The 16,781-nt window shown below is 63.9% G+C and carries 22 protein-coding genes; 8 read left to right on the forward strand and 14 right to left on the reverse strand.

Annotation, left to right across the window (positions count from 1 at the left end):
* Positions 1-19: 19 nt before the first annotated feature.
* Genes hisF through hisB form a run of 5 tightly spaced genes read right to left on the reverse strand, consistent with a single transcriptional unit; the run spans position 20 to position 3,293 of the window.
* Positions 20-805 (reverse strand): imidazole glycerol phosphate synthase subunit HisF, encoded by a 786-nt coding sequence (gene hisF, locus O1Y97_RS03710; RefSeq protein ID WP_318763132.1) that lies wholly within the window; start codon positions 803-805, stop codon positions 20-22.
* The gene (gene hisA, locus O1Y97_RS03715; RefSeq protein WP_318763133.1) at positions 802-1,566 is read right to left on the reverse strand and encodes a 1-(5-phosphoribosyl)-5-[(5-phosphoribosylamino)methylideneamino]imidazole-4-carboxamide isomerase; all 765 of its coding nucleotides are present in this window, start codon (positions 1,564-1,566) and stop codon (positions 802-804) included. Before hisA ends, hisF begins: the two co-directional genes overlap by 4 nt.
* Complete coding sequence (gene hisH / locus O1Y97_RS03720) at positions 1,563-2,213, reverse strand: imidazole glycerol phosphate synthase subunit HisH (RefSeq protein ID WP_318763134.1); 651 nt, start codon at positions 2,211-2,213, stop codon at positions 1,563-1,565. The genes hisA and hisH overlap by 4 nt, the downstream gene beginning before the upstream one ends.
* Before the next feature lies 1 nt (position 2,214).
* Complete coding sequence (locus O1Y97_RS03725) at positions 2,215-2,691, reverse strand: DUF2628 domain-containing protein (protein ID WP_318763135.1); 477 nt, start codon at positions 2,689-2,691, stop codon at positions 2,215-2,217.
* A 2-nt stretch (positions 2,692-2,693) separates the two neighbouring features.
* Positions 2,694-3,293 (reverse strand): imidazoleglycerol-phosphate dehydratase HisB, encoded by a 600-nt coding sequence (gene hisB / locus O1Y97_RS03730; protein WP_108606143.1) that lies wholly within the window; start codon positions 3,291-3,293, stop codon positions 2,694-2,696.
* 190 nt (positions 3,294-3,483) lie between these two features.
* On the opposite strand from hisB, the gene hslV reads away from it, so the two are divergent.
* From hslV to O1Y97_RS03760, 6 genes are all read left to right on the forward strand, one after another.
* Entirely contained in the window at positions 3,484-4,032 is a 549-nt protein-coding gene (hslV, locus tag O1Y97_RS03735; RefSeq protein WP_108606144.1) for an ATP-dependent protease subunit HslV, read from the forward strand.
* Positions 4,022-4,543 (forward strand): GNAT family N-acetyltransferase, encoded by a 522-nt coding sequence (locus O1Y97_RS03740; protein ID WP_108606145.1) that lies wholly within the window; start codon positions 4,022-4,024, stop codon positions 4,541-4,543. The genes hslV and O1Y97_RS03740 overlap by 11 nt, the downstream gene beginning before the upstream one ends.
* Complete coding sequence (locus O1Y97_RS03745; protein ID WP_318763136.1) at positions 4,540-5,139, forward strand: DUF2585 domain-containing protein; 600 nt, start codon at positions 4,540-4,542, stop codon at positions 5,137-5,139. The genes O1Y97_RS03740 and O1Y97_RS03745 overlap by 4 nt, the downstream gene beginning before the upstream one ends.
* On the forward strand, positions 5,139-6,215 hold the full coding sequence (locus O1Y97_RS03750) for a hypothetical protein (RefSeq protein ID WP_318763137.1): 1,077 nt from the start codon (positions 5,139-5,141) through the stop codon (positions 6,213-6,215). The genes O1Y97_RS03745 and O1Y97_RS03750 overlap by 1 nt, the downstream gene beginning before the upstream one ends.
* 29 nt (positions 6,216-6,244) lie before the next feature.
* The gene (gene hslU / locus O1Y97_RS03755; RefSeq protein ID WP_318763138.1) at positions 6,245-7,555 is read left to right on the forward strand and encodes an ATP-dependent protease ATPase subunit HslU; all 1,311 of its coding nucleotides are present in this window, start codon (positions 6,245-6,247) and stop codon (positions 7,553-7,555) included.
* 157 nt (positions 7,556-7,712) lie between these two features.
* A complete protein-coding gene (locus O1Y97_RS03760; protein ID WP_108606148.1) occupies positions 7,713-8,675 on the forward strand; it encodes a DUF1402 family protein in 963 nt (320 codons plus the stop codon).
* Here O1Y97_RS03760 and O1Y97_RS03765 read toward each other — a convergent pair.
* Genes O1Y97_RS03765 through O1Y97_RS03780 form a run of 4 tightly spaced genes read right to left on the reverse strand, consistent with a single transcriptional unit; the run spans position 8,672 to position 11,421 of the window.
* Complete coding sequence (locus O1Y97_RS03765) at positions 8,672-9,046, reverse strand: helix-turn-helix domain-containing protein (protein ID WP_108606149.1); 375 nt, start codon at positions 9,044-9,046, stop codon at positions 8,672-8,674. The genes O1Y97_RS03760 and O1Y97_RS03765 overlap by 4 nt on opposite strands.
* Positions 9,043-9,588 (reverse strand): Smr/MutS family protein, encoded by a 546-nt coding sequence (locus O1Y97_RS03770; protein ID WP_318763139.1) that lies wholly within the window; start codon positions 9,586-9,588, stop codon positions 9,043-9,045. Before O1Y97_RS03770 ends, O1Y97_RS03765 begins: the two co-directional genes overlap by 4 nt.
* The gene (mltA, locus tag O1Y97_RS03775) at positions 9,585-10,691 is read right to left on the reverse strand and encodes a murein transglycosylase A (RefSeq protein ID WP_318763140.1); all 1,107 of its coding nucleotides are present in this window, start codon (positions 10,689-10,691) and stop codon (positions 9,585-9,587) included. Before mltA ends, O1Y97_RS03770 begins: the two co-directional genes overlap by 4 nt.
* 22 nt (positions 10,692-10,713) lie before the next feature.
* Complete coding sequence (locus O1Y97_RS03780) at positions 10,714-11,421, reverse strand: Tim44/TimA family putative adaptor protein (RefSeq protein WP_108606152.1); 708 nt, start codon at positions 11,419-11,421, stop codon at positions 10,714-10,716.
* Positions 11,422-11,635: 214 nt separating this feature from the next.
* On the opposite strand from O1Y97_RS03780, the gene O1Y97_RS03785 reads away from it, so the two are divergent.
* Positions 11,636-12,109 (forward strand): FxsA family protein, encoded by a 474-nt coding sequence (locus tag O1Y97_RS03785; RefSeq protein ID WP_108606153.1) that lies wholly within the window; start codon positions 11,636-11,638, stop codon positions 12,107-12,109.
* A 111-nt stretch (positions 12,110-12,220) separates the two neighbouring features.
* Positions 12,221-12,715: a protein-export chaperone SecB gene (secB, locus tag O1Y97_RS03790; protein WP_055981830.1), complete on the forward strand. Its 495-nt coding sequence runs from the start codon at positions 12,221-12,223 to the stop codon at positions 12,713-12,715.
* A gap of 66 nt (positions 12,716-12,781) precedes the next feature.
* On the opposite strand, the gene dnaQ is transcribed toward secB, so the two are convergent.
* The 5 genes from dnaQ to O1Y97_RS03815 form a co-directional block, all read right to left on the reverse strand.
* A complete protein-coding gene (gene dnaQ, locus O1Y97_RS03795; protein ID WP_318763141.1) occupies positions 12,782-13,498 on the reverse strand; it encodes a DNA polymerase III subunit epsilon in 717 nt (238 codons plus the stop codon).
* Positions 13,499-13,567: 69 nt separating this feature from the next.
* Positions 13,568-14,158, reverse strand: a complete 591-nt coding sequence (gene coaE / locus O1Y97_RS03800) for a dephospho-CoA kinase (protein ID WP_318763142.1) — start codon at positions 14,156-14,158, stop codon at positions 13,568-13,570.
* Complete coding sequence (locus tag O1Y97_RS03805) at positions 14,155-14,991, reverse strand: shikimate dehydrogenase (protein ID WP_318763143.1); 837 nt, start codon at positions 14,989-14,991, stop codon at positions 14,155-14,157. Before O1Y97_RS03805 ends, coaE begins: the two co-directional genes overlap by 4 nt.
* Complete coding sequence (locus O1Y97_RS03810) at positions 14,984-15,583, reverse strand: Maf-like protein (RefSeq protein WP_183263335.1); 600 nt, start codon at positions 15,581-15,583, stop codon at positions 14,984-14,986. The genes O1Y97_RS03805 and O1Y97_RS03810 overlap by 8 nt, the downstream gene beginning before the upstream one ends.
* A gap of 53 nt (positions 15,584-15,636) precedes the next feature.
* A complete protein-coding gene (locus O1Y97_RS03815) occupies positions 15,637-16,458 on the reverse strand; it encodes a pyruvate, water dikinase regulatory protein (RefSeq protein ID WP_108606158.1) in 822 nt (273 codons plus the stop codon).
* Positions 16,459-16,781: the final 323 nt, after the last annotated feature.

Genomic DNA, 16,781 nt, shown 5'->3' on the forward strand with positions numbered 1-16,781 from the left:
CTTGGCCTCGGCAACAAAGTCAGCCAATCGGGTCGAGCCGCATCGGCAAACCCGCTTTTGCCATGTGCGCCTTGGCCTCGGCAATGGTGTAGGTGCCGAAATGGAAGATCGAAGCGGCAAGAACCGCCGTCGCATGTCCCTCGCGGATGCCGTCGACCATGTGGTCGAGGTTGCCGACGCCGCCCGAAGCGATGACCGGCGCTCGCACGGCGTCCGCCACCGCACGGGTGAGGTCGATGTCGTAGCCGATCTTGGTGCCGTCGCGGTCCATCGACGTGAGCAGGATTTCACCGGCGCCGAGATCGACGACCTTGCGGGCGAACTCGACCGCATCGATGCCGGTGCGCTCGCGGCCGCCATGGGTGAAGATCTCCCAGCGATCAGCTTCATTCGCCACCGAAACCTTCTTGGCGTCGATGGCAACGACGATGCACTGGTTGCCGAACTTGTCGGCGGCCTCGGCGACAAAGTCGGGGTTCTTCACGGCAGCCGTATTGATCGACACCTTGTCGGCGCCGGCAAGCAGCAGCTTGCGGATGTCGGCGACCTGGCGCACGCCGCCGCCGACGGTCAGCGGCATGAAGCACTGCTCGGCGGTACGGGCGATGACGTCGAAGATGGTCTCGCGGTTGTCGGAAGAAGCGGTGATGTCGAGGAAGCAGAGTTCGTCGGCACCGGCGGCATCATAGGCCTTGGCGGCCTCGACCGGATCGCCGGCGTCGATTAGATCGACGAACTGCACCCCCTTGACGACGCGGCCGTCCTTGACGTCGAGGCAGGGGATGACACGGGCCTTGAGGGTCATTTCCGTTCCTCGAACAGTCCGGGTTCAGGCTTCAGAGTGCCGCGCAGGATGGCCAGCGCCTCAGCGGGGTCGATGCGGCCGTCATAAAGCGCGCGGCCGGAAATGGCACCTTCGAGCTTTTTCGCATCCGGCATGGTCATGCGGACGATGTCGGCGAGCGATGCGAGACCGCCCGAGGCAATGACCGGGATCGACACGGCCTCGGCGAGGTCGATGGTCGAATCCCAGTTGATGCCGGCAAGCACCCCGTCGCGGTCGATATCGGTGTAGATGATGGCGGCGACGCCGGCACCCTCGAACTTCTTCGCCAACTCGACGACGCCGAGGCTCGACGCTTCGGCCCAGCCTTCGACAGCGACCTTGCCGCCCTTGGCATCGATGCCGACGGCGACCTTGCCGGGGAATTTCCTGCAAGCTTCCTTGACCAGTTCGGGGTCGCGCACGGCGACCGTGCCGAGGATGACGCGGGCGAGGCCCTTTTCCAGCCAGCTCTCGATATGGGCAAGCGTACGGATGCCGCCGCCGAGCTGGACCGGGTTCTTCGTCGCCTTGAGGATTGCCTCGACGGCCGCACCGTTGACGCTCTCGCCGGCAAAGGCGCCGTTGAGGTCGACGACATGCAGCCATTCGAAGCCCTGGTCCTCGAAGGCTTTCGCCTGGGCGGCGGGATCGTTGTTGTAGACGGTCGCCTGGTCCATGTCGCCAAGCTTGAGGCGCACGCACTGGCCGTCCTTGAGGTCGATGGCCGGAAAGAGGATCATGGCTTCCACCTCAGGAAATTGGCGATGAGGGCAAGGCCAAGCGCCTGGCTCTTTTCAGGATGAAACTGCGTGCCGACCAGGTTGTCGCGCGCCACCGCGGCAGTGACCCGGCCGCCATAGTCGGCGCTGGCCAGCACCTGTCTCTCGTCGGTTGCGTCGAGGTGGTAGGAATGCACGAAATAGGCGTGCAGGCCGCCTGGTCCCGTCGGAATGCCGTCGAAGACGGGGTGCGGATGTTTCACGTGAATCGTGTTCCAGCCAATCTGCGGAATCTTCAGGGCCGGGTCGGTCGGCGTAATCTCCTTAACGTCGCCCGATATCCAGCCAAAGCCGTTGGTAACCGTTTTCTCCAGCCCGCGTTCGGACATCAGCTGCATGCCGACGCAGATACCGAGGAAGGGATGCGCCTTGCGGATGGCCACCTCCTCGACTGCGTCCCACATACCGTCGACGGCGCGCAGGCCACGGGCACAATCGGCATAAGCACCGACGCCGGGCAGCACGATGCGGTCGGCGGAAAGCACGCGCTCGGCATCAGCGGTCAGCTCGATCTCGGCCGCTATGCCGGCCTCGCGGGCGGCACGTTCGAAGGCCTTGGTCGCCGAGCGCAGATTGCCCGAGCCGTAGTCGATGATGGCAACGCGCATGTCAGTTTCTTCCGGGATAGTGCAGGAGGCCGAGCGCTCCGCCAGCAGGTTGAGGCCGGGGCGTGGCTGGGGAGATGGCGACGGCAGCCGATGTCGGCTCTTCGTCGGATTCAGCGGCGAAGAGGTAGCGCATTTCGGCGTCTTCGATGGAATCCGCCTCGACCACGCCCCACTGGCGCCAGCCGGCACGGCGAAGGGCTGCGATGCGCAGCGCGCCGCCTTCGAGCCCGACATAGAGCGAGATGAGCAGCGGCAGCAGCGGAGCGGCAAAGGTCAGCCCCGCCCATTCGCTGGCCGCGGCAAGCGCCAGGGTGGCAGCAAAGGTCATCGCCGCCTCGAGCCAGAGCCGGTGCCACAGCAACCACAGCAGCGGCGCAATGAAGCCGAAGAAATGGAAGCCGTCGCGAACGAAGACGGCGCTTTCCGAAGCGCTGGTTCCCGCCTTGGCGGGCGGCTCCATGACGACATGGATGGCCATGGCTATCCCTTCAGGCTGCCCTTGGTCGAGGGTACTGCGTCAGGCTGGCGCGGATCGCTTTCAAGTGCCATGCGCAGCGCGCGCGCCACAGCCTTGAAGCAGGTTTCGGCGATATGGTGGTTGTTGGCGCCATAATGGTTGGTGACATGCAGGGTGATGCCGGCGTTCTGGGCCAGCGCCTGGAAGAACTCGCGCACCAGCTCGGTATCGAAGGTGCCGATCTTGGGCGCCGAGAAAGCGACGTTCCAGACCAGGAACGGCCGGCCCGACACATCGATGGCGGCGCGCGTCAGCGTCTCGTCCATGGCGAGGTCGATCGAGGCATAGCGCATGATGCCGCGGCGGTCGCCCAGCGCCTTGGACAGCGCCTGGCCGAGCGCGATGCCACAATCCTCGACGGTGTGGTGGTCGTCGATGTGCAGGTCGCCCTTGGCGGAGACCTTCATGTCGATCAGCGAATGCCGCGACAGCTGGTCGAGCATGTGGTCGAAGAAGCCGACGCCGGTCGCCATCTCCGAACGGCCGGTGCCGTCGACATGGACCGAGACGGAAATCTCGGTTTCCTTGGTCTTGCGGCTGACTTCGGCGGAACGGGGGGCCATGGCGGATCCTTGTCCTCAAAAACGAGTGCCTAATAGCAGCATGAGCGACCGCTTGCCAATCGCCGCGAAAGGGCATTTCGTGATGCGGCATGCGGATTTGCATTCCTTGCGCCGCGTCATACATAAGATCGAACTTCCACTCGTAACGCACGAGCCGCCTCGAAGGGGCCGTGCGCCATCGGAGCTACATATGTCCAACGAACAGAGCATGCACGCCACGACCATCGTGACGGTGCGCAAGGGCAACAAGGTGGTGATCGCCGGCGACGGCCAGGTCAGCCTCGGCCAGACCATCATGAAGGGTAATGCCCGCAAGGTTCGCCGCCTCGGCAAGGGCAATGTGATCGCCGGGTTTGCCGGCGCCACGGCCGACGCCTTCACCCTGCTCGAAAGGCTCGAGGCCAAGCTCGAGCAATATCCCGACCAGCTGACGCGCGCCTGCGTCGAACTCGCCAAGGATTGGCGCACAGACCGCTACCTGCGCCGCCTCGAAGCGATGATGCTGGTGGCCGACAAGAACGTGTCGCTGGCGCTGACCGGCACCGGCGACGTGCTGGAGCCCGAATTCGGCGTGATGGCCATCGGCTCGGGCGGCAATTACGCGCTGGCCGCGGCCCGTGCGCTGATGGACACCGACAAGGACGCCGAGGAGATCGCCCGCAAGGCGATGCAGATCGCCGCCGACATCTGCGTCTACACCAACCACAGCTTCGTCATCGAAACGCTCGATGCCGGCTGAGCCAGCCTTGCGCTACGACTTCCGGCCCGTCGAAAGGAAAGACCTGCCGCTGCTGGCCAGATGGCTGGCAGCGCCGCATGTCGCGGAATGGTGGGGCGATGCAGCCGAAGAACTGGCCTCGATCGAAGAACATATCGACAGCATCTCGGTCGAGCCGCTGATCGTCGAGCTGGACGGCAAGCCGATCGGCTACCTCCAGAGCTACGACCCGCATCTGGAGGACGACCATCCCTACCAGGACCAGCCTTTCGGCACGCTCGGCGTCGATCTAACCATCGGCGTGTCTGAGCTGGTCGGAAAAGGCCACGGCTCGGCGATCCTGCGACAGTTCGTCGAGGAGTTGTTCGAGGAAGGCGTTCCACGCGTGATCATCGATCCGGATCCGTCCAACAAGCGGGCCATCCGGGCCTACGAAAAGGCAGGGTTCGTGGCTTTCGACACACGCACGTCGATTTACGGTCCCGCGCAAATGATGGCGCGCGACGCGGAGGAGGGGGATTTCGACGCATGAGCATATCGCAGGACCGTGAAGCCGCCGCGCAACGCGAAAAACTCGGCTGGTGGCTGCTGGTCGCAGCACTGATGATCGCCGGGCAGGCGGTCGCGCTCTACTGGATGGGCCATCCGGCGATCTGCAAGTGCGGATACGTCAAGCTGTGGCACGGGGTGGTGCAGAGCTCGGAGAATTCGCAACACATCTCCGACTGGTACACCTTCTCGCACATCATCCACGGCTTCCTGTTCTATGCGCTGCTGAGCTGGCTCGCGCCCAAGAGTTCGCTTGGTTTCCGGCTGGCGGTCGCCATCGGTATCGAGCTGGCGTGGGAGCTGGTCGAAAACAGCGACTTCATCATCAACCGCTACCGCGAGGGGACCATTTCCCTCGACTACTACGGCGACAGCGTCCTGAACTCGGTGTTCGACACCCTGGCGATGGTACTCGGCTTCGTGATGGCCGCGCGGCTTCCTGTATGGAGCATCATAGCCCTCGCCCTCATCTTTGAAATCGGCGTCGGCTACGTCATCCGGGACAACCTGACGCTCAACGTCATCATGCTGGTCTATCCGCTCGATGCGATCAAGCAGTGGCAGGCGGGGATCATGTGATGACCAATCTTGCGATGCCGTCAGAAGCGCCCAGCATATCGCCCGATACCCTGCTCGCGGCAGTCGCAAACGGGCTGCTGACGGCAGAGCAGGCGCAAGGGCTGCGGGACCTGGAGAGTGCGAGTGCGAGCCCCCTCGACAGGGAGCCGCATGACGACGAAAAATTTCGGTTCATCAGCGGTTTCAGCGACATCTTCGTCACCATCGGCCTCGGGCTGTTTCTGGGCGCCATGGGCTATTTCTCCCGCGACATGATCGGCAACACAGGCATGTTCGCCGCCATCGCCGTGGCGAGCTGGCTTCTGGCCGAGTACTTCACCCGCCGGCAGCGCATGGCGCTGCCCAGCATCGTGCTGCTTCTGGTCTATGCCGGAGCGGTCTTTTCGACGGTTGCGGAAGCCTTCAACCCCAGCCTCAGCATCGGCATCGGCATGGGTCTCGGCAACCACGGCGGCTTGCCGATTGTTGTCGCCGGTCTTGCAACCGCCGCGGCAACCGCATTGCACTACCAGCGCTTCCGCGTGCCGGTGACGATCGCAGCCGGCGTAGCCGCCCTTGTCGCCTCGGCCGTCGGGATTCTTTTCATGGTCTTGCCGGATTTCGCCATCCAGGCGGCCAAGCCCCTGCTGCTCGCCTGCGGCGTTGCTGTGTTCGCACTGGCCATGCGGTTCGACCTCAGCGACCCGCAACGCCAGACCCGACGCACCGACATCGCGTTCTGGCTGCACATGCTGGCAGCACCGCTGATCGTCCATCCGCTGATCAGCGGGCTGGTCGGCGAGGGCGGTTCCGACGCGATCTCCGCCTGGAGCATCCTGGTAATCTTCATTGGACTGGCACTCGTCGCCCTCGTCGTCGACAGGCGCGCGATCCTTGTTTCCGGCCTGTCCTATGCCGGTTTTGCCTTCGGCTCGCTGATCGTAAACGCCGGGCTGTCTGACAGCGTCGTGCCGCTGACCATGCTGGTGCTCGGCGCCCTAGTGCTGCTGCTCAGCGCCGGCTGGCATGCGCTGCGGCGGACCCTTGTGCCACTGCTGCCCGGCGCCCTTGCGGTACGGCTTCCAGCCCATACATAAGCCCCAACTGAGTATTCGAGAGTAACGCCATGTCCACATTCTCTCCCCGTGAGATCGTTTCCGAACTCGACCGCTTCATCATCGGCCAGAAGGACGCCAAGCGCGCCGTGGCGATCGCGCTGCGCAACCGCTGGCGCCGGCAGCAGCTGGAAGGCCAGATGCGCGAAGAGGTCATGCCCAAGAACATCCTGATGATCGGACCTACCGGCGTCGGCAAGACCGAGATTTCGCGCCGACTGGCGAAGCTCGCGGGTGCGCCCTTCGTCAAGGTCGAGGCGACCAAGTTCACCGAGGTCGGCTATGTCGGCCGCGACGTCGAGCAGATCATCCGCGATCTCGTAGAGGTCGCCATCGGCCTGGTGCGCGAGAAGATGCGCGAGGACGTCGAGGCCCGCGCCCATGTCAACGCAGAGGAGCGCGTGCTCGAAGCGCTGGTCGGCAAGACCGCCAGCCCGGCGACCCGCGACTCGTTCCGGAAAAAGCTCCGCGACGGCGAACTCGACGACAAGGAAATCGAGATCCAGGTCGCCGACACCGGCACCGGCGGCATGCCGAGCTTCGACATCCCCGGCATGCCCGGCGGCAATGTCGGCGTGCTCAACATCAACGACATGCTGTCGAAGGCGATGGGCGGCCAGCGCACCAAAGCGCGCAAGACCACCGTCAAGGAATCCTACGGGCTTCTGATCAGCGACGAGTCCGACAAGCTGCTCGACCAGGACGAGGTCGTCCGCCGGGCGCTCGAGGTCACCGAGAACGAAGGCATCGTCTTCCTCGACGAGATCGACAAGATAGCCCGGGGCGGCGACGTCCATGGCGGGCCGTCGCGCGAAGGCGTGCAGCGGGACCTTTTGCCGCTGGTCGAGGGCACCACGGTTGCGACCAAGTACGGGCAGGTCAAGACCGACCACATCCTGTTCATCGCCTCGGGTGCGTTCCACGTCTCCAAGCCGTCGGACCTGTTGCCGGAGTTGCAGGGCCGCCTGCCGATCCGCGTCGAGCTGCGCGCGCTGGAGAAAGACGACTTCCGTCGAATCCTGACGGAGACGGAGGCCAGCCTGATCAAGCAGTACATCGCCCTGATGAACACCGAAGGCGTCAACCTTGAATTCACCGACGACGCCATCGATGCGCTTGCCGGTATCGCGGTCGACCTCAATGCCTCGGTCGAGAACATCGGCGCGCGGCGCCTGCAGACGGTTATGGAACGCGTGCTCGACGAGATCTCCTACGACGCACCCGATCGCAACGGCACCTCGGTCAAGATCGACGCTGCCTATGTCGAAAAGCATGTCGGCGATCTCTCGAGGAACACCGACCTGTCGCGGTTCATCCTCTAAAAGCTCCAACGGCGGCCCGGCAGGGCCGCCGTGCATCCCGACCTGTGGCCGAATGGAACCATTCGGCCAGGTTTCGCAGCTTCGGGCGACAACGCCCTCGACTAAGCGTGGGGCATTTTCTAGTTTGCCCGGACAAAGCTTGGGCATACAGCAGCATATGAAAAGCGCATTTCTCACGGCATTTCTTCTGGCGGCAGCCTTCGGCGCGCCGCAGGCATCGGCTGCCACGACGGTGGTTGCCGCCGGCAACGTCAATGTCGAACAGCCCGAAGTGCCCGGCGCCTCGTCCAAGCGGACGAGGGCAGGCAAGACCACCTTCGACGCCAAGTACCGCAAGGTCTATGCGCTGCTGCAGAACGATGGCGAGCTGCGCGGCAAGATCACGTCGGTGGCACGCGACTACGGCATCGACCCGATGCATATCGTCGGTGCCATCGTCGGCGAGCACACCTACAATGTCGACGCCTACGACCGGCTGCAGACCTACTACGTCAAGGCAGTGTCCTACCTCTCCAGCAAGCTGCGTTTCGCCTATGAGGGCGAAGACATCTCCGATTTCATCAAGCGGCCGGAATTCGCCGAGTGTAGCGGCAAATCGGGCAGCTACGACCTTTGGGAATGCCGCGAGCGGGTTTGGAACCAGGATTTCCGCGGCAAGACCGTGGGCGGCACCAGTTATCCCAACGACCGCTTCAGCGCGACCTTCTTCCAGCCGTTCTACGCCGGCCAGACATTCGGCATCGGCCAGCTCAATCCGCTAACGGCGCTGCAGATGAGCGACGTCGTGCACAAGGTGTCGCGCCTGCCCAAGCTCGACGAGAGCGACCCGAATGCCGTCTATAAGACGATCATGGACCCGGACCTGACACTGCCTTACGTCGCCGCGACGCTGAAGACCTCGATCGACGCCTACAAGAGCATTGCCGGCTTCGATATTTCCGGCAATCCGGGGATTACCGCCACGCTCTACAATGTCGGTAACCCCGAGGCGCGTGCCTACGCGCTCAAGGCCGAGAACGAACGGCGCGAGGCGGCCGGCGAGGCGCCCAAGGTGCCAGAGGAAAATTACTACGGTTGGCTGGTCAACGACCGCCTCAGCGAACTCAAGGCGCTGTTTTAGCCGCGCTTCTTCCGCGCGATCGCCTGGCGGACGTGAACGTTAAGGGCGGCAAGTTCGGTCTCGTTCAACTCGCCGATGGCCTGGGCCAGGAGATTGGCGAGTTCGGTGGCGGCAGGCGAAAGCCCCGCCGTGTCGACCACGACGCGCGGGTGCGAACCCTCGGCCAGCTTCTGCAATTCCTCGGCATCATCCCAGATGACATTGAAGTAGCCGATGATCTTCTGGATCATCGCCCAGGTCGGCACGCCGCGATGGCCATGCTCCAGCGCCGAGAGATAGGCGGCGCTGACGCCGATGGAGGCAGCCATGTCCTTCTGGCTGACGCCGCGTTCGCGCCGGAGTTCGCGGATGCGTTCGCCCAGCGGTGTCAATGGCCGGTCCTCCGCCGCAGCCGGATGTAGATCGCGCCCGAGCCGCCATGGTGGCGTGCGGCATGATCGTGGCTGGAGACCAGCATGCGGAATGGCGCCGTGTTCAACCAAGCCGGAACCATGCGCTTCAAAACACCGTCGCCGCCCTTGGAGTTGCCCTTGCCGGTGATGACGAGGACATAGCGAACGCCACCGGCATGGGCCCGCGCCAAAAAGGTAAGCAGCAGGGAATAGGCCTCGTCCTGGGTCAGGCCGTGCAGGTCGACGCGGCCTTCGATCGGCAGGCGGCCCTTGGACAGCTTGTCGCGCGTCGGCTCGTCGAGCGAATGGGCGACATACTGGCGCTTCGGCGGTGTCGGTGCCACTGGTGCCGGCACTTGCGCCGCCTGGACTGGTGCTGCCGTCGACTTTTCAGCCACGGCAACAGGCAGTTCGGGAACCTCAACCGCCCGCTTGCCCTTCAGCGGCGAGGTCGTCCGGGCAATGACGTTCCACAGCACGCGTTCTTCGTCGCTCAGCTTGCGTTCGCGGCGCGTGCTCATGAACTGGCCCCGGCGAACAAGGACTTCGGCAGAAGCGCGAAGAAATCGGCATCGTTGCGGACGACGCCAGCGATCTCCCCGGCATCGAAGCCCGATCCGGCGAACAGGTCGCCGCGCGCCTGGCCGGTGATGGCCGATCCGGTATCCTGGGCGATCATCAGCCGGGCAAAGGGCTTGCCCCCGAATGCGGTCAGCGATGGCGCCGCGATGAAAAACGGCGTTCCAAAAGTGTGCAGCAGGCGATCGACGGCGACCGAACGACCCGGCGTCAGCGGCACCTTTGCCGCGGCGATCGGCCCGAGAGCGGGATCATCGACCGCTGCCTGCCTGAAGAAGATGTAGGAGCGGTTCTGCCATAGGATCTCGTCGATCCTCTGCGGGTTGGCTTTGAACCAGGCCCGGATCGACTGCATCGTCACCTTCTCAAGCGGAATCTCGCCGATTCCGGCCAAAATCCCGCCGGGACCGGTAAAGCGCTGGCCGGATTTCGCGGCGTAGGTGACACGCCGCAGCGACCCGTCGGTCATATGCAGGCGCGCGGCACCCTGGACATGGATGAAAAAGGCGTCGACCGGGTCGGCCAGCCAGGCGATCTCCAGGCCCTTGCCCGACAAGGCGCCCTGTTCGATCCCCCGCCGGTCGAAATGTTCGACGAGCCCATTCGGGGCCTGGCGCGCGAAAGCGAGATAGGGGTCCATGCCGGCCGGGCGGTTCTTATCGTCAACGTCGACGAGATCGGCCGGGCGCGACAGTAGCGGTATCCGGAAAACCTCTGTCCTGACGGGAGATGCCTCGACTTCGGGCTCATAGAAACCAGTGACCAGACCACGGTCGCGGCCATCCGGCGCGACAAAGGCTGGCTGGAAATGACGTTCGAAGAATTCGCGGGCCTTGGCGCCGGTCGTTGGCGGTTGTTCGCGGGCTTCGGCATAGGAGGGGCCAAAAGCATCGAAAGCGACGCCAAGGGCGCCGCTGCGATAGGGTTTGGTCAGGACATGAAAGGCAGAGCGCCGGAAGGCTTCGAAGGCGGCCAGCTGGTCATCTTCCAGCCAGCCCGGCAGGTCGGCGAAAGTGACCTGGCGGATTGCGGGCGAGAGCGGCACGGGCTTCGCCCGCCAGTCGCGATCAGTCTTCTTCCTCGGTGGCGACGAGCTTCCAGTTCGGGTCGCGCGAGCGGGTGTCGCGGGCGAAGGTCCAGACATCCTTGACCTCGGCCACGGTCTCCGGATCGCCGTCGATGACGTCGCCGGCCTTGTCGCGGGTCGCCGAGATCAGCTCCGAGACGATACGAAGCGTGACATGGGCCTCGCCGCCCTTCATCTCGGCCGAAACGATATCGGCCTTGTCGATACCGACGAAGGAAGACTGGATCTTTTCCGAACGGCCCTCGCGCTCGGTGATCGCCGCGACGAAGCCATCGAAGACCTCGCGCGACAGCAGGTTCTTGAGCGTTTTGCGGTCGCCGTCGGCATAGGCCATGACGATCATCTCGTAGGCCATCTTGGCGCCTTCGACAAAACCCTTGGGCTCGAAGGAAGCATCCGCATCCTTGATGGCGCGCAGGCCCTTGTTGAGCTCGGTACCGGGCTTGGCAAAGGCGTCGATGGCGACATAGGCGTCTTCAGCGGGCTCGCCGGCGGCGCGCTTGCGCGGCAGCGAGACGACGTTCTCGGACTTGCCATTGGCGTCCTGCGGCTTGTTGCGCGCTGCGGTGTAGGGATCGAAAGGCGGGCGTTCGTTGCCGGTGCGGCGGCCGAGCACGTTGCGCAGCTGGAAGAAGATCACCACCGCTGCGATCAGAAAGAAAATCGTGCCGAAATCGAAGAATTCCATATCTTCCCGCCGATCCGTCCCTTGTTCACGGCCAAAGCCAGACTATCTGCCAATTGCCGGCGCTTTTGGGGCGCCCCTGAGCCTTTGCATATAGAACGCATGCGCCGATCATTCAAATTAAAGGCGCAGCGCCCTATCTAAAGATGTATGCGGTATGCCTGTGACCGCATATCGTTGTCACGTCAACACAAACCGGACCGGATCGACGCCCTTCATGCTGCCACTCCTGATCCTTGCCTTGCCCTTGCTCGAAATAGCCGGCTTCGTGGTGGTCGGCAGCGAAATCGGCGTGCTGGCAACCATCGGCCTGATCCTTCTCAGCGGCATCGTCGGCTCGATCCTGCTGCGGGTGCAGGGTTTTGGCGTCATGACCCGGATTCGCACCGAGATGGACGCCGGCCGCGACCCTTCGAAGGAGCTGGCCAACGGCGCGATGATCGTGCTGGCCGGTATCCTGCTGCTGATCCCCGGCTTCATCACCGATATTCTGGGCATCCTCCTGTTCCTGCCGCCGGTCCGCGCCCTGGCCTGGCGCTTCCTCGGGAAGCGGGTTCGCTTCTCTACCGATTTCGGCGGCTTTGCCCGACGCGGCGGTCCGGCCGGCGGCAAGACCATCGATCTCGACGAAGATGATTTTTCGCGCCAGCCCAACCCCAATTCGCCCTGGCGTTCGATCCGCGACGAGTAGGGCCGAAGCTTGCGACGCCGGCAAAACCTTGTCTTGGCATGCCGAGCGTGGTAGCCAACGCGCGATTTCAATACGGGCCGCGCCGCGGCCGAGCCAAGAGGACATGGGCTTATGGCCACTAATGAAGCGCCGGAAGGCGCCAACGGCAACGGTAACGCACAGCAGCCCACGCTCAACGTGCTGGCGCAGTATGTAAAGGACCTGTCCTTCGAAAGCCCCGGCGCGCCGAACTCGCTGCGCGGCCGCGACAAGGCTCCCGGCATCAACATCAACGTCAACGTCAACGCCAACCCGATGACGGACAAGCAGTTCGACGTCAACCTGACGCTGAGCGCCAAGGCTGCCTTCGACAAGGACGTGCTGTTCAACGTCGAGCTGGTCTATGGCGGCGTCTTCCGCATCGACGGTTTCCCGCAGGAACACATGCTGCCGCTGCTCTTCATCGAGTGCCCGCGCCTGCTGTTCCCCTTCGCCCGCCAGATCATCGCCGAAGCGACCCGCAACGGCGGCTTCCCGCCCCTGATGCTCGATCCGATCGATTTCGCGCAGATGTTCCAGCAGAAGATCGCCGAGGAAAAGGCCGCTTCGCAGGTCAAGGTCAGCTAAGACCTCGCCCAAGAGCGCAGATATCGAAAGCCCGGCCTCAGCGCCGGGCTTTTTCGTACTCGGCGTTCAGTTTGGCTCGGTCGGAGAGAGCAGCTTCGCCCAGATCGCCTTTTCGCCAAGGGTGCCGACCAGCTTCTCGTGCGCGGCAAGCTCGGCCTCGCTCAGCCGGGTCGGCAGCGGCTCAGGCCGGGCGGCGATGACGATCTCGATCTGCCGCGTCGACCCGCCATTACCACCGGATGACGAAAAGCTGTCCAGCACCAGCGCCGACTGCTTGCCACCAATCAGCTCGATATAGACTTCGGCCAGGAGCTCGGAGTCGAGCAGGGCGCCGTGCTTGGTACGGCGGCTGTTGTCGATGCCGTAGCGCCGGCACAGCGCATCGAGCGAATTCGGGCCCATCGGGTGCTTGCGGCGGGCAAGCGCCAGCGTATCGATCAGGCGCTCGGCCTCGATCGCCGCCTGGTCGAGCCTGGCAAACTCGGCATTGATGAAACCCAGATCGAAAGTGCCGTTGTGCGCGACAAGCTTGGCGCCGTCGATGAAGTCGATGAAGTCGTCGATGATCTCAGCGAAGGTCGGCTTGCCCTCGAGATCGGCATTGGAGATGCCGTGCACGGCCTGGGCTTCCGGATGGACCTGCCGCCCCTGCGGGTTGATGTATTTGTGGAAGGTGCGGCCGGTCGGAAAGCGGTTGACCATCTCGATGCCGCCGATCTCGATCACGCGGTCCTCGCGATTGTCGAGGCCGGTCGTTTCCGTATCGAAAATGATCTCGCGCAAGTGATGATTCTCCTTGCCGCGAGCATGCCCTCATGGGCAGCCGGCGGACAAGTGCGGCGATTCGCCGGCCTAGGGCTTTCCCACCGTCAAATCGGCAATGATGGCCTGAACGGCAGCGCGGGCCGGCTCAAGGCCCTGGCCCGTATCGACGATGTAGTCGGCGCGCGCGCGCTTTTCAGCGTCGGGTACCTGCTTGGCCAGGATCGCCTCGAATTTTTGCTCGGTCATGCCTGGGCGAACCAGAACGCGCTCGCGCTGGATTTCCGGCGATGCGGTGACCACCACCACCTTATCGACCCGGCCGCGGCCATTGGTTTCAAACAGCAGCGGGATGTCGAGAACGGCAATCAACGCACCCGCGGCGCGGCTGCGCTCGAGAAACGCATTTGCATCGGCCCGGACAAGCGGATGGATGATGCCTTCGAGCTTCTTCAGGGCCGCTGCATCGCCCAGAACATGACGGGCGAGTTCGGTGCGGTCGACGGTGCCGTCTTTCACCGTGCCTGAAAAGGCCGCCTCGATCAGGGGGGCTGCGTCGCCGGCATAGAGCCGATGCACCGCCTCGTCGGAATCATGGACCGGGACGCCGGCTTCCGCGAACATCCTGGCTGTCGTCGACTTGCCCATGCCGATCGACCCTGTCAGCCCCAGGACGATCATTTCTTGCGGTCCATGTTCGCAACGATCAGGTTTCGCAACTCGGCCGTGACCTCGGGGCGGCGGCCGAACCAGCGTTCGAAGCCCGGGACAGCCTGGTGAAGCAGCATGCCGAGACCATCGACCGTCTTGAGGCCGCGGGACTTGGCTGCGGTGAGCAGCGGTGTCTCGAGCGGGACATAGACAATGTCGGTGACGATGGCGTGATCGGGCAAACCAGCCGGGTCGGCGGGCAGGCCCTCATTGCCATGCATGCCAAGGGCCGTGGTATTGACCAGCAAGGATGTATCGCCAAGCAGTTCGGGCGTCGCCGCCGGCGGATGCGCGGTGATACCGGTGCCAAACTGGTCGGCAAGCTGCTCGGCGCGCGCAACCGTGCGGTTGACGATGCGGATATCGTTGAAGCCGCGCTGCTTGAGCGCATGGATGATCGCCCGCGACGCGCCGCCGGCGCCCAGCACGACGGCGACATCGCCCTTGGCCCAGCCCGGCGCAAAGTGATCAAGATTGGCGGCAAAACCATAGGCGTCGGTGTTACCACCCCACAAAACGCCATCCTCGAACCACAGCGTGTTGACGGCGCCGATCTGCTCGGCGGCCTCGTCGCGGCGCTGGACAGCGGCGAAGGCTGCCTCCTTGTGCGGGATGGTGACATTGCCGCCGCGGAGGCCAGCCGCAGCAAGACCGCTGAGAAACGCGGCGAAATCAGTCGGAGCGACGTCGATTGCCGTGTAGCTGCCGTCAATGCCGTAGCTCTTCAGCCAATGGCTATGGATCAGCGGCGAGCGCGAATGCGCGATGGGGTGGCCGCAGACGAATGCCTTCAACTCAGCCATCGATGGCCCCGAGCTCGCGCAGTTCCTTGAGAACCGGCAAAAGCGGCAGGCCGACGATGGTGAAGTGGTCACCTTCGACCTTTTCGAACAGCTGGATGCCTTCGCCCTCGATCTGGTAAGCGCCGACGCTCGACAGGGCTTTCCTGCCGACACGGGCAAGGTGGCGGCCAATGAAAGCCGGGTCGAGCTGGCGCATGGTCAGCGACGCGACCGCGACATGGCGCCAGATCGTTTCGCCATCGCGCACCAAAACCACGGCGCTGTTGAGCTGATGCGTCTGGCCGGAAAGCTTGAGCAGGTGGCGACGGGCCCCTTCCATGTCGGCCGGCTTGTGGAACACCTCGTCGCCGAGCGACAGCGTCTGGTCGCAGCCGAGCACCAGCCGGCCAGGGTGTGCTTCGCTGACTGCCACCGCCTTTGCCTCGGCGAGCACCAAGGCCACTTCCTCGGGCGTCGCACCGCTTTCGGCCAGCGGCGCCTCGAGCGCGCGCTCGTCGAGATCGGCCGGGATGGCATCCACGGCCACGCCGGCATGTTCGAGCATGGCTTTGCGAAACGGGCTGCCGGAAGCAAGGATGAGTTTTTCGGTCACTGGCTTTGCCTGAAAACGAACCGCGCAGGCGGCGTTGCTGGGTGTATCGGGTCCTAGCGGCTCTTGTTGCGCAGGGCAACGATCGCGGCGGCCGTTTCCTCGATCGAGCGGCGGCTGACGTCGATCATCGGCCAATTGTGCTTGGTGCAGATCTTGCGGGCATAGGCCAGTTCCTCGGTGATCGAGGCGCGGTCGATGTATTCCTGGGCGTCGAAGGCCATGGTCGTGCCGAGAATACGGTTCTGGCGCACATGCGAGATGCGCTCGGCGGTGGCGATCAGCCCGACGACCAGGGGCTTCTCCGCCTTGACCAGGCTGTCGGGCACGGGGACGCCGAGCACGATGGGGATGTTTGCAGTCTTGATGCCGCGGTTGGCGAGATAGATGCTGGTCGGTGTCTTCGACGTTCTCGAAATGCCGATCAGCACCACGTCGGCCTGCTCCATGTCGGTCGGCAACTGGCCGTCGTCATGTTCCATGGTGAAGTTGAGCGCGTCGATGCGGCGGAAATATTCGGCATCAAGCACGTGCTGGGCGCCGACACGGCGGCCGGCCGGCGCGCCGAGATAGGACTGGAACACCGACAGCACCGGCTCGAGCACCGACACGCAGGGCAGCCCCATCGCCGCGCACCGGCTGTCGATGATGCCGGCGAGGTGCTGATCGACAACGGTGTAGAGCACGATGCCCGGCTCTTCCTCGATGTCGTCGAACACCTTCATCAGCTGCTTTTCGGTGCGGATCAGCGGGTAGATGTGCTCGATCGCGCGCGCGTCCTTGTATTGCGCGGAGGCCGCGCGCCCGGCCGCCAGAAGCGTCTCGCCGGTGGCGTCGGAGATCAGGTGTAGATGGAAGAAGCTTTGCGGTTTGTTCACAGCGGGCGCCTGGGTCTGTGGTCAAATGTGGATAAACGGGCGGTTTGGCTCGAAGCGGCCGGCGCGACTGTATCAGATGCCGACTTGTCCACAATTCGCTCTGCTGTCTGTTTCGATTCAGTGGCGGGGAGTATTGTGGGGATAGTTTTTTAGTCCCCGGCTGTCCACAGAATCAGCATCTGGCATGCGCTCAGCTATATTCCTGATTTAAATCGACGAATCCGCTTCTTGCTCGAAGTTTTCCACGCTGGCGAAAACGGCCGCGCGTCACTATGACAGGTGGATATCTTGGGCTGCCTATGGACAGGTCGTAATTCTCGATT

Origin of the sequence: Aminobacter niigataensis (assembly GCF_946995915.1) — a bacterium.
Lineage (GTDB): Bacteria > Pseudomonadota > Alphaproteobacteria > Rhizobiales > Rhizobiaceae > Aminobacter > Aminobacter niigataensis.